The sequence below is a fragment of the Thermosynechococcus vestitus BP-1 genome (assembly GCF_000011345.1).
Lineage (GTDB): Bacteria > Cyanobacteriota > Cyanobacteriia > Thermosynechococcales > Thermosynechococcaceae > Thermosynechococcus > Thermosynechococcus vestitus.
This window is the reverse complement of sequence record NC_004113.1, coordinates 1,942,529-1,965,108: the sequence shown is the minus strand read 5'-3', so window position 1 is coordinate 1,965,108 and position 22,580 is coordinate 1,942,529. Positions and strand designations below refer to the sequence as shown.

23 protein-coding genes are annotated in these 22,580 nt (G+C 53.6%); 15 read left to right on the top strand and 8 right to left on the bottom strand.

Annotation, left to right across the window (positions count from 1 at the left end; genetic code table 11):
• Positions 1 to 27 precede the first annotated feature (27 nt).
• The 5 genes from TLL_RS09520 to TLL_RS09500 all read right to left on the bottom strand — a co-directional run bounded on the left by TLL_RS09520 (position 28) and on the right by TLL_RS09500 (position 5,843).
• Positions 28 to 381: a DUF1257 domain-containing protein gene (locus TLL_RS09520; protein WP_024124912.1), complete on the bottom strand. Its 354-nt coding sequence runs from the start codon at positions 379 to 381 to the stop codon at positions 28 to 30.
• A 120-nt stretch (positions 382 to 501) separates the two neighbouring features.
• Positions 502 to 2,034: an AAA family ATPase gene (locus tag TLL_RS09515; protein ID WP_164921199.1), complete on the bottom strand. Its 1,533-nt coding sequence runs from the start codon at positions 2,032 to 2,034 to the stop codon at positions 502 to 504.
• 59 nt (positions 2,035 to 2,093) lie between these two features.
• A complete protein-coding gene (locus TLL_RS09510) occupies positions 2,094 to 2,417 on the bottom strand; it encodes a ribbon-helix-helix domain-containing protein (RefSeq protein ID WP_011057712.1) in 324 nt (107 codons plus the stop codon).
• A gap of 131 nt (positions 2,418 to 2,548) precedes the next feature.
• The gene (gene fmt, locus TLL_RS09505) at positions 2,549 to 3,544 is read right to left on the bottom strand and encodes a methionyl-tRNA formyltransferase (RefSeq protein WP_164921198.1); all 996 of its coding nucleotides are present in this window, start codon (positions 3,542 to 3,544) and stop codon (positions 2,549 to 2,551) included.
• 34 nt (positions 3,545 to 3,578) lie between these two features.
• The gene (locus TLL_RS09500) at positions 3,579 to 5,843 is read right to left on the bottom strand and encodes a ribonuclease R family protein (protein ID WP_011057710.1); all 2,265 of its coding nucleotides are present in this window, start codon (positions 5,841 to 5,843) and stop codon (positions 3,579 to 3,581) included.
• A 221-nt stretch (positions 5,844 to 6,064) separates the two neighbouring features.
• Between TLL_RS09500 and acpP the strand changes: the two genes are divergently transcribed.
• The 6 genes from acpP to TLL_RS09470 all read left to right on the top strand — a co-directional run bounded on the left by acpP (position 6,065) and on the right by TLL_RS09470 (position 11,247).
• Positions 6,065 to 6,310 carry an acyl carrier protein gene (acpP, locus tag TLL_RS09495; RefSeq protein WP_011057709.1) on the top strand — a complete coding sequence of 82 codons (246 nt, stop codon included), beginning with the start codon at positions 6,065 to 6,067 and terminating at the stop codon, positions 6,308 to 6,310.
• A 4-nt stretch (positions 6,311 to 6,314) separates the two neighbouring features.
• Complete coding sequence (gene fabF, locus TLL_RS09490; protein ID WP_011057708.1) at positions 6,315 to 7,577, top strand: beta-ketoacyl-ACP synthase II; 1,263 nt, start codon at positions 6,315 to 6,317, stop codon at positions 7,575 to 7,577.
• 36 nt (positions 7,578 to 7,613) lie between these two features.
• Positions 7,614 to 9,608, top strand: coding sequence for a transketolase (tkt, locus tag TLL_RS09485; RefSeq protein ID WP_011057707.1), 1,995 nt, complete (start codon positions 7,614 to 7,616; stop codon positions 9,606 to 9,608).
• A 96-nt stretch (positions 9,609 to 9,704) separates the two neighbouring features.
• Entirely contained in the window at positions 9,705 to 10,106 is a 402-nt protein-coding gene (locus TLL_RS09480; protein ID WP_011057706.1) for a DUF7682 family zinc-binding protein, read from the top strand.
• A complete protein-coding gene (locus TLL_RS09475; protein ID WP_231833763.1) occupies positions 10,084 to 10,521 on the top strand; it encodes a hypothetical protein in 438 nt (145 codons plus the stop codon). The genes TLL_RS09480 and TLL_RS09475 overlap by 23 nt, the downstream gene beginning before the upstream one ends.
• Positions 10,522 to 10,629: 108 nt before the next feature.
• Positions 10,630 to 11,247 carry a DUF3727 domain-containing protein gene (locus tag TLL_RS09470; RefSeq protein WP_011057704.1) on the top strand — a complete coding sequence of 206 codons (618 nt, stop codon included), beginning with the start codon at positions 10,630 to 10,632 and terminating at the stop codon, positions 11,245 to 11,247.
• Here the strand turns inward: TLL_RS09470 and TLL_RS09465 are convergent.
• Positions 11,244 to 12,641, bottom strand: a complete 1,398-nt coding sequence (locus tag TLL_RS09465) for an aminotransferase class I/II-fold pyridoxal phosphate-dependent enzyme (RefSeq protein ID WP_164920942.1) — start codon at positions 12,639 to 12,641, stop codon at positions 11,244 to 11,246. The genes TLL_RS09470 and TLL_RS09465 overlap by 4 nt on opposite strands.
• 44 nt (positions 12,642 to 12,685) lie before the next feature.
• Here TLL_RS09465 and TLL_RS09460 point away from each other — a divergent pair, with 44 nt between their 5' ends.
• The 4 genes from TLL_RS09460 to TLL_RS09445 are packed head-to-tail and all read left to right on the top strand — an operon-like array spanning position 12,686 to position 15,493.
• Positions 12,686 to 12,967 (top strand): helix-turn-helix domain-containing protein, encoded by a 282-nt coding sequence (locus TLL_RS09460; protein WP_011057702.1) that lies wholly within the window; start codon positions 12,686 to 12,688, stop codon positions 12,965 to 12,967.
• A complete protein-coding gene (locus TLL_RS09455; protein ID WP_164920941.1) occupies positions 12,960 to 13,211 on the top strand; it encodes a hypothetical protein in 252 nt (83 codons plus the stop codon). The genes TLL_RS09460 and TLL_RS09455 overlap by 8 nt, the downstream gene beginning before the upstream one ends.
• 48 nt (positions 13,212 to 13,259) lie before the next feature.
• Positions 13,260 to 14,252, top strand: a complete 993-nt coding sequence (locus tag TLL_RS09450; RefSeq protein ID WP_011057700.1) for a pentapeptide repeat-containing protein — start codon at positions 13,260 to 13,262, stop codon at positions 14,250 to 14,252.
• 44 nt (positions 14,253 to 14,296) lie between these two features.
• Complete coding sequence (locus TLL_RS09445) at positions 14,297 to 15,493, top strand: GNAT family N-acetyltransferase (protein ID WP_011057699.1); 1,197 nt, start codon at positions 14,297 to 14,299, stop codon at positions 15,491 to 15,493.
• Here TLL_RS09445 and nrdR read toward each other — a convergent pair.
• The gene (nrdR, locus tag TLL_RS09440) at positions 15,490 to 15,978 is read right to left on the bottom strand and encodes a transcriptional regulator NrdR (RefSeq protein ID WP_011057698.1); all 489 of its coding nucleotides are present in this window, start codon (positions 15,976 to 15,978) and stop codon (positions 15,490 to 15,492) included. The genes TLL_RS09445 and nrdR overlap by 4 nt on opposite strands.
• A 119-nt stretch (positions 15,979 to 16,097) precedes the next feature.
• Here nrdR and TLL_RS13075 point away from each other — a divergent pair, with 119 nt between their 5' ends.
• The 5 genes from TLL_RS13075 (at position 16,098) to TLL_RS09420 (ending at position 21,074) form a co-directional block, all read left to right on the top strand.
• The gene (locus TLL_RS13075) at positions 16,098 to 16,229 is read left to right on the top strand and encodes a hypothetical protein (protein ID WP_269441363.1); all 132 of its coding nucleotides are present in this window, start codon (positions 16,098 to 16,100) and stop codon (positions 16,227 to 16,229) included.
• 779 nt (positions 16,230 to 17,008) lie between these two features.
• The gene (locus TLL_RS09435; RefSeq protein WP_011057697.1) at positions 17,009 to 17,335 is read left to right on the top strand and encodes a hypothetical protein; all 327 of its coding nucleotides are present in this window, start codon (positions 17,009 to 17,011) and stop codon (positions 17,333 to 17,335) included.
• Between the two features lie 118 nt (positions 17,336 to 17,453).
• Positions 17,454 to 19,592 (top strand): putative bifunctional diguanylate cyclase/phosphodiesterase, encoded by a 2,139-nt coding sequence (locus TLL_RS09430; protein WP_011057696.1) that lies wholly within the window; start codon positions 17,454 to 17,456, stop codon positions 19,590 to 19,592.
• Positions 19,593 to 19,861: 269 nt separating this feature from the next.
• Positions 19,862 to 20,074, top strand: coding sequence for an IS630 transposase-related protein (locus tag TLL_RS13555; RefSeq protein ID WP_164921195.1), 213 nt, complete (start codon positions 19,862 to 19,864; stop codon positions 20,072 to 20,074).
• Positions 20,075 to 20,243: 169 nt separating this feature from the next.
• Positions 20,244 to 21,074: a Tab2/Atab2 family RNA-binding protein gene (locus tag TLL_RS09420; RefSeq protein ID WP_011057694.1), complete on the top strand. Its 831-nt coding sequence runs from the start codon at positions 20,244 to 20,246 to the stop codon at positions 21,072 to 21,074.
• 1 nt (position 21,075) lies between these two features.
• On the opposite strand, the gene TLL_RS09415 is transcribed toward TLL_RS09420, so the two are convergent.
• Complete coding sequence (locus TLL_RS09415) at positions 21,076 to 22,572, bottom strand: hypothetical protein (RefSeq protein WP_193329014.1); 1,497 nt, start codon at positions 22,570 to 22,572, stop codon at positions 21,076 to 21,078.
• Positions 22,573 to 22,580 lie beyond the last annotated feature (8 nt).

Here is a 22,580-nt window from a genome sequence, read left to right as displayed (position 1 = left end):
GACAGTACAAAGCACTTGGCAACAGGATTAGCTATGCACCACAAGCTTGACGTTGGCGTTCTGAAGGCCAGGACGCTTCACCTCAGCCAAGGTTTTGTTGATGGCATATTTTTGGTTGATCGAGTTGATCAGCTCGGTTTGGTTGTGTTTTTTGGCCACACCCCAGAGGTCAGCAATTAGATCAAAGGTGCCATCAGCATTGCGAGACCAGCCCAGATCATACTCGCCATCGAGGACAGCGACGATGTCAGCGCGAACGCGTTGGCCGTTGTAGCCACGCACATCGGCATTGGTTTTCACCGTAATGCCCAGATCCCGCAGGGATGCTTTCAAGATTTCAGCATCGGTCACTTTCGTACGCAGGGTGCTGAAGTGAGACATGTGGATTTCCTCCAGATTGAGACAGAAACATTGGACTGAATGAACCACAATTTATGGCGAACCAAACCCCTGTGGTCGGGTCTTTCTCCCATCTGCGCTGGGCAGACAGAAGGAAGCTTGTCAGAACTCCAGTCGCTGGTACTCAGCCACTGAAGCCGCCGCCGGACGCGCCCGTTGGCGTGCCCAATCCCGAAGTGCCGTGACCTGCTCTTGCATCGTCTTGGAAAGGGGTTGAGTGGCACGGCTAGCGGCAATAATGTCTAACTGGGTAAACTCCCGCCCTTGAGCAAAGGCTTCGTACATCGCAGCAATGATGGCCTGCTCAATTTCGGCGCCAGAAAAACCATCGCAAATGTTGGCTAGTTGCTCTAGGTCAAAGCGATCAATCTCACGACGGCGCTTAGTGAGGTGAATGCGAAAGATTTCCTTGCGCTCCTCGGCATTGGGCAAATCAACAAAGAAAATTTCATCAAAGCGGCCTTTGCGCAAGAATTCACCGGGGAGCCGTTCAACGCGGTTGGCTGTTGCCAAGACAAAGACGGGAGACTTTTTCTCCTGCATCCAAGTGAGGAACGAGGCAAAGATGCGGCTGGAGGTACCGCCATCGGAGTCTGAGGAGCCTGCCCCGCCAGCGAAGGCCTTGTCCATCTCGTCAATAAAGAGAATGGCCGGGGAAATAGATTCAGCGGTTTTCAGCGCATTGCGCAAATTTGCTTCCGATCGCCCCACCATTGAACCGTCGTAGACCCGACCCATATCAAGGCGCAGCAGCGGCAAGCCCCAAAGGCGGGAGGTGGTTTTGGCAATGAGGGACTTCCCACAGCCGGGGACACCCAGAATTAACATCCCCTTCGGTTGTGGTAAGCCGTATTCACGAGCCTTTTCACTGAAGGCGTTGGCCCGTTGGCGCAACCATACCTTGAGCTCCTCTAGACCACCCACAGAATCAATGGTTTCATCCACTTCCATGTATTCGAGGATGCCGTTGCGGCGGATGAGTTGCTTTTTCTCGGAGAGGATGATGTCCACTTCGGCTTCGGTGAGCCGCCCAGCGGTGACTTTGGCCTTGCGAAAGACTTTTTCGGCTTCATCCCGCGTCAGGCCAAGGGTGGCTTTGACAAGCTTTTCCCGTGCTTCGGGGGTGAGGACTCGGCGATCGCGGGGATCTAACTGCTGCCCGAGAACCTCATCCAGTTCGTTAATACTGGGCAGGGGGTAGTCAACAACAACGATTTCTTTTTCCAGTTCAACGGGAATTCGCTGCGCCGCTTCAGGGGACATGAGGATAATGGTTTTGTGGCTGCTCTTGAAGCTGGCGATCGCGTCCCGTAAAGAACGCGTCACCGGGGGCGAATCAATGAAGGGGTGCAAATCCTTGAAGACGTAGATGCCCGGTTCCCGTTGGTGAACGACCCATTGAATGGCAGCTTCCGGTGAGACAGTGTTGTGGTGACTATTATTGCGGGGATGGCCATACTCCACCATGCCATGGGTGACTGTCCAGATGTAGAGTTTGCGGGGAGAGCGCCCCTGGGGTCCAACTTGACTTTGGGCAATGGTGGCGATCGCCTGCTCAGCCCGCTCTTCTTCAGAGGTCAGGAGGTAGATTAAGGGATATTGCGCTTGGATTAGGACACTCAATTCTTCTTGCACAGCAATCACCTCCTTTTTTCAAGGCTGATCAAGGCTGACCCAGCATCCCCGCCACTGGCCTAGCGGGCAGACACCAACTCGACGGAGAGGGAAGGAACACTGAGGCTGTTGTCATCAATCACAGTGGGCTGATTGACCAAGGCCGTTAGCTCATCCCCCCGCAGGACAAGGGCACTGGCGCACTCTGGGCAGTGATAAACCCGATGGACATTGCCGTGCTTTTGCTCGGCATATTCCGCCAGTACTTCTGGGTGAGCCAGCAGAAATTCAATAGCACGCTCAGCAAGGGTGGACATTGTTTCCTGCTCGACCACAGCGGCAATCTTTAGCTGGCGGTGCACATCGGGGGAGAGATACAACGTAACCTTTTGCTTATCTTCCATAGGGGTTAGAGACGTACCTAGGTATGTGTGCCAGTGTAGTGAGCTAGTCCCAGGGGTGTCAAGGTGAAATGCTGGCAAAACGGCAAAATCGTAACATTTAGTTACATTAAGCTGCGGTGCTTAAAACTCAGTTACAGAGCTGAGGGCACAATAGCGAATTGAGTGGCGATCGCCAGCCGAACCCCATTGACAAAATCCCACCCCGATTGCGCTTTGCGACCACTCAACTGCACTTGACTCAGGAGTAGGGGACCCTTGCCTGTCTGTACCACTGGCCCCCAGCCCTTAATGAGAGCGAGCACCGTACCGGGGGGGGCGGCGGCTTCAGGCTCACGGACATATGACTGTAGGGGTTCGGGTAACTTGGCCGCCACTTCGGGAATCAATGGCCACGTTTGCAAAATTTTCAAGGCTGTCCCTTGCCACTGGGTATAGGCATAGGGATAGAAGGCGCGCACCTGGTTGTGGAGGGCAAGGGCCGATCGCCCCCAATCAATGGCATAGTCGCTTTTTTGAATGAGCGGCGCGTAGGTGGCCTCAGCGTCGTTTTGGGGTTCGGCTTGAAGCTGTGGCAGTTGCTGCAAGGTGTCTAGCAGCAGGTCGGCACCCGTCTCGCTCAGCTTGGCGCTGAGGGTAGTGGCGTTATCCTCTAAATGAATCCTGACCTTTCGCTTCAGGAGCATTGGGCCTGTGTCCAGACCGGCATCCATGAGCATCGTCGTTACCCCGGTTTCCTCTTCGCCGTGGTAGAGTGCCCACTGAATTGGAGCTGCACCGCGGTACCTCGGCAGCAGTGAGCCATGGATATTGATGCAGCCGTAACGGGGGATGTCAAGGATGGACTGGGGCAGGATTTGACCGTAGGCAACAACGACAAAGACATCAGCGGCCAGCGATCGCAAGACCTCAGGCAGCTGTGGATCTTGACGCAGACGTGGGGGTTGCCAAATGGGTAACCCGTGGCGAAGGGCGAAGGCCTTGACGGGAGAAGGGGATAATTGGTTGCCCCGTCCCCGCCGCCGATCGGGTTGGGTGACCACCCCCAGTACCTGATAGGTCTCTGTTTGCAACAGCCGTTGGAGGGGCGCAAGGGCAAACTCCGGTGTGCCAAAATAGACAATGTTCAACCGCTGCCCCCCCTGCGAAACATCCACTCTTGGTTTACAGCGTCTCAGCAGTGTCATCCTCAGGAGGGGTGAGGGGTTCGCCGCTGTCACTGCTGCCGTTGAGGTCTTCTTCCGTCGCTTGCGAGCCACCACTCATGACCCCTAAGTCCACCTGCTGGCGATAGGAATCCACATTTTTAATCAGCACTTCAACGCGATCGCCCAAGCGGTAACGCAAGCGATTACGCCGACCCGTCAACGTTTGGGCATGGGCGCGGTATTCATACCAGTCATCCTTGAGGGAACTGACGTGGACTAGACCCTCCACATTAAAATCCAGCAGTTCGACAAAGAAGCCATAGGACTGTACGCCCGTAATAATGCCGGGACGCACTTCGCCAATACAGGCTTGGACCTGGCGCACCCGTTGCAGCCCCACTAGATCCTTCCAAGCAGTGTAGGTTTGCCGCTCCCGCTCTTGGAGGTGGGGGGCTAATTCCTTAACGAGAGTGTCCACCTCCCGCTGAATGTCGGTGGTGAAAACGGTCCAATTCACCTGCTCCAAGCAACTGGAATCGCCAAGATTGACGCGCTCTTTTGCCCGTGGCCCGCGGCGATCGCGCCCTTCTGTCAGGAGAAGGTGTAAAATCCGCTGATTGACAATATCGGTGTAGCGTTGTAGCGGCGAGCAGAAATGACCATAGCCCTCCGCAGTGGCCAAACCAAAGTGGGTCAGCACCACAGGGGAATCGCTGGCGGGCTTCAGTTTATCGAGCAAGAGTTCCTGCAACAGGGCTGCCAGATCCGAGGTGGCCAATTGCGCCATAAACCGCTGATAGTCGCGGGGCGTCACCTGGGAGGGATGATCGAGACTCAAGGGCAAGTTCAGATTTTGGCACAGCTTGAGAAAATCCTGCACCCCATAGAGTTCGGGTACGGGCTGCGTGCGATAGAGAGCCGGTACGCCCAACTTCGCCAAATGACGGCCCAGGAGTTCATTGGCAAGAATAACCAAGCTGGTCCAAGGGGTCACCTTTGGTAGGAAAATGGCGGGGGCGAGGCCCTCATCGGCATAGGCAAGCCTCAGGGCCTCCGCTGGGGTAACTTCAATACTCCCCCGTGCCTGGCGCCGCTGACTCACGGCATTGGCAAGGTGAATTAAAGCCCGCAACCAATCCCCAGAACTGTCCCCTAGGGCTAGGGTAGCCGCCACTTGTTCACTGGTGACACAGGCATCGACGCGGATACAACTGCGGTAAATCCTGTAGGACTGAACTTCGCCGGCAGTGTTGAGCACAATCAGCAGCGAAATGGCAGCGCGATCGCCCCCCGGCAGCAAGCGCAGCGTCTCTAATTCCTGCGGCAATAGGGGCAAACTAAGTTCGGGGGTCGCGAGGCTCATGCCCTGACGGCGAGCTGTGCGATCCAGCAGTTCATCCCGGGGAAGTAATCCCCCCACATCGCTAATGTGAATCCCCAACTGCCAGAGATCTGGCCCAAGCCCATCGAGGGAAAAGGCCACTTGGGGCTCTTGGCCAGGGGCAACTAAGGTAATGGTGACCAGTTCCCGCAAGTCTTGGCGATCGCTGAAGTCCAAGGTTTCCAACTGGGCATTCAAGGTGGCAGCGGCGGTGCGCAGGGCCGGATTAAATTGGCGAACAAGGTTGTGTTTGCAGCAAATCAAGTCAAGGATTGGGGCCGATTGGGCATCACTCCCTAGGATCTGGCCAATTTCCCCCGTGGGCAGGTAGCCCCCCAAAGGATAGCGGCGAATGTGAACATGCACCAGTTGATCCACCACCGTCGATAGGTCGGGCACAAGGTCATTGGGCTCAAGGGCAATTTCAAAGAGCAGGCGATCGTCGAGGGGCGTCGCCCGAAACCCATCTTCTGTCTGTTTCACTCGAGCAATCACCGAGGGATTGCCCCGCTCAAGGATGAGTTTCACTTCCCCCTCTGGCGATTTCTTGCGGCGGCCTTCACGGGTGACCCGCACCAGCACGCGATCGCCATTCCAGGCAGTACTGAGTTGATGCTCACGTACAAAGATATCTTCTGCACCCTCGGCATCTTGGATGGCAAAGCAAAAGCCCTTGCTCGAGCAGCGCAACCGCGCTTCAATCAACCCCTCATCACTGGCACGGCGATACTTGCCCCGTTCTTTGATGAGCAGGCCAATGCGTTCTAGGGCATCAAGGGCAATTTCCAGCTCTCGCTGGCTCTCAGGATCGTCACAGCCGAGTTTTTTTTCGAGAACTTTGGGGGCAACAAATTTATCTTCGCTAAAGTTGGCAAGTAGACTAGCAATCGTAAAATGCATCGGCAACTCGGTAAAGAGAGGGCAACGGTGGATGTGGCGTTGTTGGTCTCAAGTATCCAAACTGTAGCTTATCACAGTTGCAGGAGTCTCTTAGGGGATCCCCAATCTGCCCTATAATTAGGGCGCGTTGATTCTGGGCACAAAACATCCTAGATTTGAGGAATGGCGATCGCCCGTATGAATGACTGTTCTCAATCGTTGTCCATCCAGTTAAGGCATCTATGAATCAATCTGAAATTCTCGAAAAAGTAAAAGCCATTGTTGCCGATCAACTCAGTGTTGATCCAGAAAAAGTTGTACCCGAAGCCAGTTTTGCCGAAGACCTCAACGCTGACTCCCTTGACTCCGTGGAGTTGATCATGGCCCTTGAGGAAGAGTTTGGCGTGGAAATTCCCGATGAAGAGGCAGAAAAACTCAAAACCGTCCAAGATGTCCTTGACTTTATCAACAATAAGGTAGCTGCATAGATCCATGGCAAAGGCGCATCAAAAACGGGTCGTTGTCACCGGGATGGGGGCGATTACCCCCCTCGGCAACACCCTTGCGGAGTATTGGGAAGGATTAATGGCCGGTCGCAACGGCATTGATTACATCACGGCTTTTGATGCCAGTCGTCATGACTGCCGCATTGCGGCTGAGGTGCGTGGCTTTGATCCCACCCTCTACATGGATCGCAAAGATGCCAAGCGCATGGATCGCTTTGCTCAATTTGCCGTGGCCGCCAGTAAGCAAGCCCTTGCGGATGCCCAATTGACCATTGACGAGGGCAATGCCACTGACATTGGCATCATTATTGGGACTGGTGTGGGGGGTCTAAAGGTGATGGAGGATCAGCAGGAGGTCTATCTCACTAGGGGGCCCGATCGCTGTAGTCCTTTTATGATCCCAATGATGATTGCCAATATGGCCGCAGGACTCACCGCCATTCACACCGGTGCCAAGGGCCCCAATTCCTGTTCGGTAACCGCCTGTGCAGCAGGTTCCAATGCCATTGGCGATGCCTTCCGCATGGTGCAACACGGTTACGCCAAGGCGATGATCTGTGGTGGGACAGAGGCGGCGATTACTCCCCTATCGGTGGCTGGTTTTGCGGCAGCTCGTGCCCTTTCCACCCGCAATGATGACCCCCACCATGCCAGCCGTCCCTTTGACCTCAACCGCGATGGCTTTGTCCTTGGGGAAGGGGCAGGCATCTTGATCCTGGAAGAATTGGAGTTTGCCCTTGCCCGGGGAGCACGCATCTATGCGGAAATGGTGGGCTACGGCTTGACCTGTGATGCCTACCACATGACTGCTCCCTCACCGGGGGGAGAAGGGGCGGCCCGTGCCATTGAAGCCTGCCTCAAGGATGCGCAGATTGCTCCGGATCAGGTGAGCTATATCAACGCCCACGGTACCAGTACCCCCGCCAACGACAGTACGGAAACTGCCGCCATTAAACGTGCCCTTGGCGAAGAAAATGCGCGTCGCGTTCCCGTGAGTTCGACAAAATCCATGACAGGACACCTGCTGGGGGGATCAGGGGGGATCGAGGCGATCGCGACGGTAATGGCCATAGCCCACGATCGCATCCCCCCTACAATTAACTTGGAGCAACCGGATCCCGCCTGCGATCTGGACTATGTTCCCCATCAGAGCCGGGCCTGTCCGGTGACGGTGGCTTTGTCCAACTCCTTTGGCTTTGGTGGGCACAACGTCACGTTGGCCTTCCGCAAGTTTACTCCCGACCTTTAACTGTCTGCTGCAAACCTAAATTAGAGAGAGAAAGCAATGCCTGCGGTTACTCAATCCCTTGATGAACTCTGTATTAATGCGATCCGTTTCCTAGCGATCGATGCGGTACAAAAGGCCAACTCTGGGCACCCCGGTCTGCCTATGGGGGCGGCTCCCATGGCCTACGTGCTCTGGAACCAGTTCATGCGGTTTAACCCCAAAAATCCGCAGTGGTTCAATCGCGATCGCTTTGTCCTGTCGGCGGGTCATGGCTGTATGTTGCAGTATGCCCTGCTCTACCTCACAGGCTATGACAGCGTTACCATTGAGGATATTAAACAGTTCCGCCAGTGGGGGTCGCACACCCCTGGTCACCCCGAAAACTTTGAAACCCCCGGTGTAGAGGTGACCACCGGTCCCCTCGGTCAAGGGATTTGTAACGCCGTTGGCTTAGCGGTGGCTGAAGCCCATCTGGCCGCCCGCTTCAACAAGCCCGATATCAAACTGGTAGATCACTACACCTATGTCATCCTTGGGGATGGCTGCAATATGGAGGGTGTCTCCGGAGAAGCCTGCTCCCTTGCTGGTCACTGGGGGTTGGGTAAACTCATTGCCCTCTACGACGATAACCACATTTCCATTGACGGCTCCACCGACATCGCCTTTACAGAGGATGTCTGCAAGCGTTTTGAAGCCTACGGTTGGCACGTGCAGCACGTTGCCGATGGCAATACGGATCTTGCAGGCATTGCCAAGGCCATTGAAGCTGCTAAAGCCGTAACCGATAAGCCGTCACTCATTAAAGTCACCACGACCATTGGCTACGGTTCCCCCAACAAAGCCAACACTGCCGGTGTGCACGGTGCCCCTCTTGGCCCTGAGGAGGTCAAGCTGACCCGTGAAAACCTTGGCTGGAACTATGAGCCCTTTGTCGTCCCCGAGGAGGTTCTCAACCACTTCCGCAAAGCCATTGAGCGCGGTGCCAGCTATGAGGCGCAGTGGAACCAAACCCTTGCCACCTACCGCCAGAAGTATCCTGAGGAGGCCGCCGAATTTGAACGGCTGCTGCGGGGTGAATTGCCCGCCAACTGGGATGCCAATCTTCCCAGTTACACCCCTGAGGATAAGGCCGTGGCTACCCGCAAACATTCGGAAATTTGCCTGAACGCGATCGCCCCTAACCTGCCAGAACTCATTGGCGGTTCTGCGGACCTGACCCACTCCAACCTCACCGAGCTGAAGTGTTCCGGTGACTTCCAAAAAGGTCAGTACCAAAACCGCAACATTCGCTTTGGCGTGCGCGAACACGGCATGGCTGCGATCTGCAATGGCATTGCACTCCACAATTCCGGCTTGATTCCCTACTGCGCCACCTTCTTGGTCTTTGCTGATTACCTGCGGCCTGCCCTGCGCCTCTCAGCCCTCTCCCAAGCGGGTGTCATCTATGTGATGACTCACGACTCCATTGCCCTTGGGGAAGATGGCCCCACTCACCAGCCGGTGGAAACCTTGGCTTCGTTGCGTGCCATTCCCAACCTACTAGTGATCCGGCCGGCCGATGGCAATGAAACCTCGGGGGCCTATCAAGTTGCTGTCCAACGGCGCAAACAACCCACCCTACTGGCCCTGACCCGCCAAAATGTGCCCAACTTGGCCGGTAGCTCTGCGGCAAATGTCGCCAAAGGTGCCTATACCCTTGTGGATTGTGAAGGTACCCCCGACTTGATCCTGATTGGGACAGGTTCAGAAGTCGCCCTCTGTGTCAAGGCCGCTGAAACCCTGACCGCCAATGGCAAGAAGGTGCGGGTGGTATCCATGCCCTCTTGGGAACTCTTTGAGGAGCAATCCCCTGAGTACAAAGCCAGTGTGCTGCCGGCGGGGGTAAAACGCCTTGCGGTGGAGGCGGCTGCTAGTTTTGGTTGGTGCCGCTATGCCGATGCAACGGTCGCGATCGAACGCTTTGGGGCCTCCGCTCCCGGCAACGTCCTTATGGAGAAGTTTGGCTTCACTGTGGACAATGTGGTGGCCAAGGCCAATGCCCTGCTTGGCTAAGTTGCCAGGGGTACGCCTTTAGACGGACAATATCCACAGATGCTCAGGGTGGGGATTATAACTCTCTGCCCTGTTTTACTTTTGTGAGAACGCCCTATGCCACGTCGTCGGAAACAATTTCCCTGCGGCCATCAGGGGTATGGTCAAGTGTGTCATCGCTGCGCCCAGTTAGCGGAAGCCAAAGCTCTAGAGGCAGCCCAACGGGAACAGGCTCGCCTAGCGCGGCAGGAATGGCAGGCCTCCTTTGCGAGCGATGTGGTGGAGCTAAGGGGATTGCCCAAGGGGATTGTCCTTAAAGCGCGCCAAGTGATTGCACAACTCCTTGCAGGAGCTGACTACCGTCAATTTAAGGGGAAGCGTCTCAATCACGATCGGCGGGTGATTAGCATTCCCCTGAGTTATGACTATCGCCTTATTTGCTATGACACCGGCGATCGCATCGAACCCCGCAGTGTCCTCTCCCATGAAGAGTACAATGTCAAAAAACCCTTGGCCTGATGCCATGACCCAACCCACTGACCACCCTTGGTATGCAGCGGCTCAACTGATGCAACCGGCACTGATTCGACTCCTTGATCATCTGCGGCGATCGCTAGCAACTTCCCCTTGGCAGGGCACCTATGAAACTGTCGAGATTCCCTGTGGTGAGGCCGAACCGCAAATTCTCTATTGGCTGCATCTACGTCAGGGCGATCGCCAGCAGCGGGTGAATCTGTGGGAGCTTTGCTACCAAATTTGTTTTCAGCAGTACACCCCAGAACTCGACTACAGCGGTATCCATGACTTTCAGGTGGGGGAGGTGCAAGCTGATCTCAGTCTTTTTGATCCTGCCGGGGAAGTGGACTGGCACAAGCTCGATCAGAAGGCAGCACAGGTGGTTGCAGCGCTATTTGCGGCTTTGGATTCCCCTTGATTTTAATTTCTTGGAGAAGAAATAGCTAAGGTTGCCACAGGGAGTGACCCACGACGACCCGCTGCATGGTATGCTCCAATGCCATAGGCATCTTTTTAGCGAAGCAGCATGGGCTCAAACTATCAGAACCAGCAAAACAGTGATGAGCAGCCTTGGGAAGAGGAAGACTTCGCAGAGGAAATGGAGCAACTCCGCCTCTACGATGATGAGGGTCGCTTCCTCGACTGCTACGTTGAGTTTCGTCTGAATGTGCAAGGGGAAACCTATGCGCTGCTGCGCCCTGTGGACTACCCCGTAGAAATTTTTGCGGTCGTGGCTGAAAACGATGAGGAAGAAACCTTGGTGCCTCTAGAGGAAGAGGAAATTGATCAGGTCTTTGATACAGCCCGTGCCATCCTCGAAGAACAAAACCTCACCCTCAAGCGCACCGCACTCACCCTCACCGTAGCGGGCGAACTGCCGGACCTAGATGAAGATGAAATTCTCACGGTTGAAGTGGAAGCCGATGATGGCATCGAGGAGTATCAACCCCTCGGTAGTAGCTTCTTTTATGAAGCGCGGGAATACAGTGTTTACACGCCCCTGAGTCCCACCCTTTATGTGGCTCGCCTGGTCCCCGGTCAGGAGCCTCAACTGCTTTCTCCCCACGAGTTTCAACACCTGCAACCCCTCTTGGAGCAGCATTTGGTGACCCATTTGCTGGAGGAGGAGGACTGGGAGGACTAGACTTTGCAAATTCTTAGGGTTTGCAGCGTTGGATCGCTGGCCCCCACCATCTCTGCCCCTAGTTCTTGGAGGGTTTGCAACGTTGCAATCACTGATTCAGTGAATCGTTCGCCAGCAATGACAGTGGGAATCCCGGGCGGGTAGGGGGCGATCGTTTCGGCACTAATCTCATTGAGGGCCGCCCTCAGGGGAATTGATCGCTGTGGGCAAAAGTAGGCCTCCCGTGGTGAGAGTGCCGGTTCTTGGCAACTGGGGATTGATGGGATGGCCAGGGGCGGCAGCGGGGCATTGTGGCAGTATTCAGTGTAAACACTTTTCAGGCGATCGGCCAAGGTTTCTAGCATTGTTTGTGTGGTACCGAGGCCAAGGCAAAAGGTTAGCGATCGCCCACTGGGAAACTCAGCAATGATCTGCGGTTGCAGAAGCTCATCGAGGGCAAACCCCGTCAGACCTATCGGCCAAGTCCCTAGGGTCAATCGCAACGGATCCTGAGGGATGCCCGGGGGCTGCCATCGCGGCAGAGGCCATTCAAAGGTCTTGACCCACTGGAGAAGTCGCCCGTAGATTTGCTCTCCCTGCTGCGCCATCTGAACGCCTGCTCCCTCAAGGGCTGCCAGCAACCAGTAGTTAGGACTGCTGGTTTGCACAAGGTTTAGGGCCTGACTCAAGCGTTCAGCAGACACCCGCTCCCCCTTGAGATGCAGCACTGCCGTTTGGGTTAACGTTCCGAGGGTTTTGTGCCACGACTGCACCACCACATCCGCGCCTGCGGCCAAAGCGGTAACAGGAAAGGCGGGATGATAGGCAAAATGGCTGCCGTGGGCTTCATCAACAATGAGCGGCACACCGTGGTTATGGACACACTGGGCAATCTCTAGCAAGGGGGAGCAGAGGCCTTCATAGGTGGGACTGACAAGCACCACTGCCTTAGTATCGGGATAGGCGGCCAAGCCAGCGGCAACCACATCACGAGTGACTGGCCATGGCAGCCCCCACTGCGGATCCACCCCAACTCCCAAATAAACAGGCTTTGCCCCCGCTAACACCAGCCCCGCAATCACTGAGCGGTGGACATTGCGACCGACGAGAACGCGATCGCCAGGACCAACGGTTGCCAAAAGGGCGGCCAAAAGGCCACCAGTGGCACCATTGACGAGAAACCAGGCGCGATCGCTCCCCACTGTCGCTGCCACTACCGCCTGTGCCTCTGCCAGCACCCCTGTGGGTTGAGCCAAATTATCAAGGCCGGGCAACTCACTCAGGTCTTGTTCTAAGGCGGTTCCCCAAAGGGCACGCAACAGGGGCTCCATGCCCCGACCCCGTTGATGACCGGGCGTGTGTAAGGGAATTCTGTGGTTTTGGGCTAAAAGAGCAGCAAGGAGAGAAGTCGTCAACTACAATTAATATTAAGCTTCTAAGTAATTATACGGATTTAGGGATGTCTATACCGCAAGACGATCGGTTGGAATATTCACTGCTGTCGGAGCGTGAGCTACAGGTGTTGGAGCTTGTGGCTGCGGGGCTAACCAACCAAGATATTGCTGCCAAACTAGACATCAGCAAGCGCACCGTAGATAACCACATTAGTAATATTCTGATGAAAACAAAATCAGAGAATCGGGTGGCACTTGTGCGCTGGGCTTTGGCGTGGGGTAAAGTTTGCTTGAATGATGTCAACTGTTGTGCTCTGCCCACCCCCCCTACCCAGCCCCATGAGTGAACGTGTCTACTACAACCCCCGCATGCCCCTAGCCGTCTATCGTGAGCTAGCTGCCCACTTGCAGTTACTCGATGGGGTTGCTGTGCGGCTGTTGCCCCAAACCTGTGCCCACTTTGACTACGAATTGAGTCAAATTGAAGGCATTGCCGTGGCTGTGCCCCCCACCCTTGACCCCAGTACTCAAGCACGATATGAGGAGATTCTGGAGCACTACGGCCATCAGCACGGTGGCTGGCAATGTTAGCGATCGGTATTTTAGAAACGAAGTGATGCTCCCTACGATGGATTGACAATGCAAGCTGAAGAGTTTCTCGCTCGCTATGCCGAGGGCCAAACCCATTTTCAAGGTGTCAATTTGGCGGGTATTAGTGTTGTGGGCGCCGATTTAATTGGCATCGATCTGCGCGGTGCCAGTTTACAGGGGGTATATTTTCAGTTTTGCCATTTTGGCCGTGCCGACTTTAGCGATGCCCTGTTCACAGGTGCACAGTTGGAGGGATGCAATTTTACCCAAGCGATTTTTAATGACAGTCATTTTCGCGATGCTCAATGTCATGGTTGCGTGTTCGATCGCGCCAATTTTCAGGGAGCAGATCTCACGCTAGCGGCTTTTTGCGACTGTAACTTCCTTAGTAGTGATTTGCGACAGGTCAGCCTAAGCCATGCGGTTTTGGCGGGCTCCTGTTTGCGCAGTACCAACTTTCGCAAAGAGAAATATCAGGAGGGGGCAAGTCTGGTGGGGGCGGATCTGCACCACGTCGATCTCCAAGGAACGAATTTGTCAGGGGCAGATCTCTCACGGGTAAACCTCCAGGGGGCCAATCTCAAGGAAGCCAACCTGAATGCCGCCAAACTTGTTCAAGCAAACTTGGAAAATACCAATCTTCAAGGGGCAATTCTCACCCGTGCCACTCTCTGCGAGGCAAATCTGGTGGGGAGCAATTTGCGGCAGTCACGGCTTGTCCAAGCGGATTTGCGGGGAGCAATTCTCAATCAAGCGGATTTGCGGGGAGCAATTCTCTCAGAGGCGCGGCTCGATGATGCCCAAGCCCAAGGGGTCAATTTGCGGGAAGCGGTTTTGAACAAAGCGGATTTGCGGCGTACGGATTTGACGGGGGCCGATTTGCAGGAAGCTCGCCTGATTGATGCCTACCTCGCCCGCACGAATCTCAAGGGTGCCAATTTACGCCAAGCCAACCTGATGCGTGCTGATCTCAGTAGTGCTCTATTGCTGGAGGCTTGCTTGGAGCAGGCACTGATGCCCGATGGCAGTCTCTTTCTCTAGGGGGCTTGCTATAGTACAACAGAGAAGCAGTTTTCCTGAAAAGCATGGCAGAATTTGCAGCGGCACTGGCACCAGAGCTAACCATTCAGTGGGTGAATGCGATCGCCAGCGTTCCCCAAAACCAGTGGGATGCCCTGGCTTTGCCCCTAGAAACTCCCTTCTTTGAATGGGAATGGCTGCATCAAATTGAAGCCTCCGGCAGTGCAACGCCCCAAACAGGTTGGCTCCCCCATCATTTGCTAGTTTGGCGCGATCGCCAGGGTCAGCGGGAACTGGTGGCCGCAGCGCCTCTGTATGTCAAAGGTCACAGTCAAGGGGAATTTGTCTTTGATCACCAGTGGGCCGATTTAGCCGCGCGGTTGGGTATTCGCTATTATCCAAAGCTCCTGGGGATGGCGCCCTTTACACCGGCGGTGGGCTATCGCTTTCTCATGGTAGAGGGAGTAGATGTGGCCATGATGACCAAGGTGATGCTCCATGAAATTGATCGCCTTTGTCAGCGCCACCGCTTTTCCAGTTGCCACTTTCTCTACGTCGATCCCCAATGGCAACCCGCTGCCGAGGCCTACGGTTATCGGGCTTGGCTCCACCACAGTTACATCTGGCAAAATCGCAACTATCAGACCTTCGACGACTACCTAGCGGACTTCAATGCCAATCAACGCCGCAACATCAAGCGAGAACGCAAGGCTGTGGCTCAAGCGGGTCTGACGTTTCGGGTTCATCAGGGGGATGAGGTCAGCCGTAGCCTGTTGCAACGGATGCACGATTTCTATGCTGATACCTGCGACAAATTTGGCTGGTGGGGCAGCAAGTATCTGACGCGGCAGTTTTTTGAAGCCCTGAGCGATCGCTATCGCCATCGAGTGGTTCTTTTTGCCGCCTATCCCAACAGCGGCGGTCAGCGTCCCATTGCCATGTCCTTTTGCATTACCAAGGGAACCAATCTCTACGGTCGCTATTGGGGCTGTGCCCGTGAAATTGATTGTCTGCACTTTAGTGCCTGCTACTACGAACCCATTGAGTGGGCGATCGCCCACGGCATTCAGCGCTTTGATCCCGGCGCCGGTGGACGTCATAAAAAACGGCGGGGCTTTCCAGCGACGCCCAACTACAGCCTGCACCGTTTCTATGAACCACGTTTAGCGGAAATTTTTGACCACTACATTGACCAGATCAATGACGAAGAGCAAAGACTCATTGATACAATTAATGCTGATTTACCCATGAAGTCCCTCTAGGACTGGGAGATCGTCAGCAACTCTGGGGAGGCAGGGGTCTCTTGGAGATGGGCAAGTTCAGCAACAAAATCACTGATGCCCTGGAATTGGCGATAGACCGAGGCAAAGCGGACATAGGCCACTTCACTCAGGTGGCGCAGTCGTTGTAGGGCCGCTTCCCCCAATTCGGCGCTGGTGACTTCGCGGCGCGATCGCAACTGCAAATCCGCCTCAATATCATCCACAAGGGCTTCAATTTTTTGTTGGGGAATGTTGGTTTTACCACAGGCGGTCATAATCCCCCGCAGTAATTTCGAGCGATCAAAGGACTCGCGATCGCCGTTGCGCTTAATGACCGTAATGGGCACAAACTCAATCCGCTCATAGGTGGTGAAACGACGACCGCAGGCTAGACACTCGCGCCGCCGCCGAATACTTTGCCCCCCTTCTGCCGATCGAGACTCTAGAACACGACTATCTGTATGGTGGCAATAGGGACACTGCATAGGGATCCCACTGATTCAGGCACCTGTAGAGTATCATAGCCGATTCTTTCGACTCATTAACCTTTGCCAGGGCTGCGACAGGGTTTGCTAGGCTAAGGGTATCCCTTGGGTATCCTGCCATGACCAATCCAACCCCCCAAAAAAAACGCAATCAACCCACGATCATTAACGTCGAACCCGAAAATTTACTGCTCATTGTTGCCCTGAGTCTCTTTATCCCCCTGGTGATCGTGGGCTTTTTTGTACACTAGGATTCCTTAAAAAAACAAGATCACTTGTGATAGATACAGCATAAAAGCCAAAAAATTTTCTCATTGAAAATTAAAATAAGATAAATCGCTCAGTCTCCTGCGCTGTCGAAGAGCTCCTGCACCAAAATCTCCCTGGGGCGGAGTCATTGTGTCGGGACAGGAATTATTAAAAAATCCTGAGAATCTTAAATAATTCTTAATTATTCCATTAAAAAAGGATTACGAAGTTCTAAAGAATCAGCAATCCAAGTTTTAGGATGATTTATATTATAGACAATCTCTGAAGCAAGAATGCTCTTCTAGCCTGACCTGGCTTGTTCGATGGATTGTCAAAAATCAAGCTTTACGTAGAGGAAACTAATGAATAATCCTCAATTTAAAGATAGGACTCAATACTTCAAGATTGATTACTCAATGAATGATTGCGGCATCAACAGGATGACTAATATGAATTAAATCACTGATAAAAAAATTAATTAAAACTTAAATCTTGTAAAAACAGGGGGGTAAGTATTCATCGATACCAAAACTCAATTGACGCAAATTAGGGAAATTGCCTAAACTATGGGCATTGGCAAGCTATCAAGCTTAATCCAAAAATTACCCTTCTGAGTGCAATCTTGGGAGGTAAAAACTTGAAGTGAATGGGGGCGGATTGTAATTTGGATAACAACTGTGTCCCTTTTTCCATGGTATTTAATCCTTAATGGCTCAATGATTAGTGTGCAGTTTTAACTTCTTCCATTGAATCTCTTCTACTGAATCTGAGGAAGTGGCTTATGGTTCCTACACTGTCGATCTCTAGTGTCTACTACCTGCGGCGGTTGTTGCGGCAGTATGAGCCGTTTCTTAAGCCCGTCATCCATGAAGGAGCAGGGCTAGTGGCTAATGCTGAGGCTGATCTCCATGCTGTACTTGAGAGTCTCTATCCCGATACGCAGGAGTTAGCTACAGTCACGGAACAGTTGGGCAGACTGATTCTTTTGCACCAGAAAAAAGACCTACTCTCCACTGAGCAATATGACGCAATTAGCCAGCAAATTTTTTGGATTTTGGGATTAAAATATGTGCTACCCCCCGTGGGATCAGTATCTATGACTGGCTAGCCAGCAGAAGATAAAAATTTTTCTGTCTGCGCATCAAGATTTTTAAAGGGACCTAGGAGTCTTATGGTCTAGGAGAGCCAGTTTCTGGCTTGTTGAGCACTTAAGCTAGGATATTTTCATGGAGCAGGATGACTCACCTTCATTTTTGCAATTCAGGTGGCCAATGGTGAATGGTCAAACAGGCCATGGATTTGATTTTCCGCTAGGTATTGATCCCTATGACTTACTGCGGGATGTTTGTGCCCGTTTACCTCTACTCATTCTTTTCTATGACAATGAGGGACACATTCATTCCCTTAACCAAGAGGTGACGACCCAGTTGGGCTGGGATACAGGGGACTTGATCTCAGGGGATTTTTTGAGTCAGTGCTTTCCTGATCCAGAAACCCAGCGGCAGATGCGTTATTGGATGATTCATCCCCCCAACGGTTGGCAGGAGGTACCTGTCCATGGTGCCGATGGTCAAGTTTTAGAGATGATTTGGGCTTTTGTGCGCTTTCCCAATGGGGAAGGTTTAATCTGCGGCTACAACATTACTGATATGAAGTTAACTCAGGCGGCGCTCCTGGAAACGAGCGATCGCTATGCACTGCTGACCCGTAGCATCAATGACGGTATTTGGGACTGGAACCTGACGACCAATGAGACGTTTTATTCCTCGCGCTGGAAAAGCATTCTCGGCTATCAGGATGACGAAATTGGCAACCACATTGACGATTGGCTCAAGCGCATTCACCCCCAAGATGGGGACCGCGTAAAGTTGAATTTAATGCTCCATATCCGCGGTCAAACCCCCCATTTCCACCAAGAGTTTCGCATTCAGCATCGCAATGGTGCCTATCGTTGGGTCTTAGCACGGGGGCTGGTGCTGCGGGATGTCCATGGCAATGCCACACGGGTTGCGGGTTCTCTGACCGATTTGACAGAACATCGTCTTGGGGAGGCACAGTTACTCCATGATGGCCTCCATGACTGGCTGACGGGGTTAGCCAATCGCACACTTCTCTTTGATCGCATAGAGCAGGCGGCTCGCCACGGTCGGCGGCGTCCTGACTACAAGCTTGCAATTTTGTTTATTGACATTGATCGCTTTAAGGTCATTAACGACAGCCTTGGCCACAGTTCTGGGGACTTGATTTTGATCGAATTGGCCAATCGTCTCACCCGCATTGTCCGCGCCGATGACACGGTGGCTCGTATTGGGGGCGATGAGTTTGTGATTTTGCTGGATGATATTAGTGACAACAACGACGCTTTGGCTGTTTGCGATCGCATCCACAGTGAATTGGATAAACCCTTTGTAGTGAATGATCAACCGATCGCGCTCAGGGTGAGTATTGGCGTGGCCCTGCGATCGGCCCACATTGAGAAGGCAGAAAACTATTTGCGCAATGCCGATATTGCCATGTATCGTGCCAAGCTGGCGGGGGGAAATCGCTATCAAGTCTTTAGCGAAGACATGCATTTGATGGCCCGCGATCGCCTCTCCCTAGAAATCGGGCTGCGCCAAGCCATTGAGCGGGACGAATTTACCCTCCTTTATCAGCCCATTTACCGCCTTAGGGACAATGCCCTCTACGGCTTTGAAGCTCTGATTCGCTGGCAGCATCCCACTCAAGGCTTCCTCCTGCCTGATCGTTTCATTCCCCTGGCGGAGGAAACGGGATTGATTCTGCCTATTGGGGACTGGGTCATCTGGCGCGCCTGTCGTGATCTCCAGTACTGGCACGAGCAATTTCCCCAGTGTCAGTTGTCCGTGAACGTGAATTTATCCAATCGGCAACTGATGCACCCTGCCTTGCCCGAGCAAGTGTTGGCTGCTTTGGAACAGACCCAGATTCCTCCCCATTGCCTGCACCTGGAAATGACCGAAAGTGTGGGGATTGATCAGCCAGATCAGGTGCGGGAGACATTATGCAAACTGAAGGCACAGGGAATCAAGCTGAGTCTTGATGACTTTGGCACTGGCTATTCTTCTCTGCGCTATTTGACCCATCTGCCCATCGACATTCTCAAAGTCGATCGCAGCTTTGTAAAGCTCATCACCGAAACCGAGCAAAGACCCCTGGTGATTGATGCCATTGTTAGCCTTGCCAAGGGATTGGCATTGGAAGTGGTTGCTGAAGGGGTGGAGCATCCCTATCAAGTGACGCGACTGCGGGAACTTGGCTGTGACTATGTCCAAGGCTATTATTTCTCCCGACCCCTCACTACTGAGCAGGTGAGTGCCCTATTAGCACAGATTCACACCCCCTAGAAAGACAACTGTGTTGCAAACCTCAGGTCCCTCGGTAGGGGCTGCGGAACTGACACAGTAGATCAACTACATCAACGATGGGCTGATGGCAATCCTCAGAATTGGGGTAGCGAAATACAGTAAATCAAGGGGTGTTTTGACACTAAAGGCAATCAATTACTTCAAGACAGTCCCCACCAACGCGATAACGATTGTTTTGAGCAGTTGATCCTTACGCTAATCTCAGCTCTGAGTTTGCAAAACATCGGGGGCGCGATCGCAAGCCAGATCTGTGTCAATGGAAACTGGATTGGCAGGCCCTGGAGCCAGAGGTTGCTGCGCGTCCCGCTGACCCTTTAGATGACTCTTTAATCGACCGTGTCCAGCAATTTGGCATACAAATTTCCACAATGAGTGCTGCCCTTGCCTGGCTGGGCATGACCCGAAAAAATAGGTGCGTTACCAAGAACGCCCTGAGGAAGGGCAACAGCAGATGGATGTAGGGTCCAACGGTTCTATTGATGCGCTGATTGGCAATGATTGTCCTAGATCATGTCTCATTCTTTATTGGAATAGCTCTAACAAATCAGAGAAAAAGCAGGAGAATAAATATAGCCCCTAATTCAGTCTGAAGAGAAAGGCTATCCCCTCTTTTGCCTATCCATTCCGTCGATGTCCCGTTGGCAAGTTGACCTTTACCGTCGGCCTTTGCGTACCCCCAGTGGTCTTGATCTGTGGGAACTGGTGATTTGTGATCCTGAAGACCATTTTTACTACACGACTTTTTGTCCCGAACCGCTGGTGAGCAGTGCCTGGGTTGCCACAGAATTCAACAGTTGCGGTCAGCCCTTGCCAGAGCGGGTACAGGTCTTTCGCCCCCAGAGTTTAGGGCTGGTGGAAGGAGCCTGCCAACAGCTCAACATCCCCCTAGAGCCCACCCGCCGCACTGCTGCTCTGAAGCACTACCTGTGTCAACGCGCTCAGGAATACCCAAGCCTGAAAACCTACACGGGTGAAGCCTACGATCCCTTGGCTATTGAGCAGCCCCCGCCCCTGCCCTTGCCGGATGATATTTGGGGAGAATCTTGGCAGTTTGCAGCGATTGCGCCTCCTGATTTGCAGCAACTGATGCAGTACCCTTTACGGATTCTGGCCTTGGAAATGGAGATGCTGCCGGAGTCCCTAGGCTTGGCGGCAGACACCCTGATTCCGGGAATTATTCTCTATGGGGGTCGCAAATCCTTGAAGCTGGCTCGCTGGTTCCAAGAGCAGGTGCCCTATCGTCTAGAGTTTGTACCGGGGCAGCCCTGTGGCGTTCTCCTGCACAGTGGCCTGCGCGATCGCTGGGTGTTTTTAACGTTTCAGGATTCGGAAATTGCCCAAGCGGGAGACGTGTTTCGCGATCGCCTGCAAAAAAGCCAAGGCTTGCACTTTCTACTCATTCAGCCCACGCCCAGGGACACGACCTACACTGCCCTGTGGCTGCTGCAACCCCTTGAATAGCCTAGGGTTTAAGCCGGTTCTGCGCCAAACGTTCCTGAAGGGTGCGAGTTTCCTCTAGAACGGTTTCAATGCCTTCCAGGTGGGTCTGGCGCACAAAGTTAATTTTCAGTTCCTCTAGCCATACCACCAAGAGGTCTTGGATCACCTTGCCCACCTGTTCCTCTTGGAGTTCAGCACTCAGGGTTTGGCCAAATTTTTGCGCCAGTTGACTCACTAGCAAGGTGCCTTCACGGGGTGGATTGCCTTGGTTTTTGCTGGCCTGCTCCAACAGCAGAAAGAGGCGATCGCTAATCTCTTTGGCAAGGGATTGGCGCCACTGCAGGGGTAAGGCGGCTAGGGTCGGGCTCTCTAGCAATCGGCGATAGGGGGGGGCTTGCCGTAGGACTTGATCCACACTGTAGGCCACTAATGCTTCCACTTCTGGCCGCAGTTGAGGCACAACACGGTAGAGGATCACTTGAACCACCAAGGCGGCCAGTTCCCCCAATTCATCAATGTCATTCACCCTGCTATTGACGCTATTGACCTGTAAGCTAGAGGCACGGGGAAGCCAGTGGCTAAACTGACCGCGGCGAATGGCCTTTTGCAGCTGCGTCAGCACTTGCAGGACAACCACCTCTGAAATGTCGGTGGCGATCGCCCCCACCAAGCCTTGAGATAGCTGCCGCTCCAGGGTATCCAGGCAGATGAGACCCGCTTGATCGAGGCGAATCATGACGGGAATCACCCGCAGCCATGCCCACGTCGGTGCCAACCACCAAAAGGGAAAAAAGAGCAGCCCATCGTACCAGCGCCACAGCATGGCATCTCGCCAGCCACAACCGCCATACTGCCGACTCAGCCAAAACGTGCGACCCAAGAACTCAACAAAGAAGAGGAGATTAAAAGGAAGATCCAGAACGCCAAACCGATTTAGAAAATTCCCATCCTCGCCATAGGCGCGCCAATAGTTGGTCGCGATTAGGGGAATAATGTGCTTCTCAAACCAATTCAGGTTGCTCCGCCAGTCCCGTTCATTGATGTACTCCGGACTCCAAAAGCGCTCAAAGGCCTCTTTGGAGGAGGCATCCCGACTGCCAAAGACCCGCTGCCGCATGCGATTCTTAATCTGCTCAAGGGTGCCGCTCTTATTGGCCAGAGCAAAGGGGTTGGTGTCCACCATGGTTTTACTCTGCTGCCGCAACTGCGTCAAAAGCGCTTGTGTTGCTGGGGCATCCACGCCTTCAGTGGTAATGGTGTGCCGTAGTTGGTTGACGGTGGTGATGTACTGCTGCGTTACTCGGTGGGGTTGAATCCCTTTAATGGGGTCATAGAGGCGGGTAATCGGCAACGGTTGGGGTAGATAAATCACCCGCTGAATTAGGGGGATGCCGACTTTTCCCAACAGCCAAAAGTCCCGCAGCGGAATATAGGTGAGATCAAAGAGCACCAACGCCAGGTTGAGGCTGGCGATCGCTACCATCATCCGCTCATAGGTGCGATTGAAGGGCTTATTCAAGAGAGCAC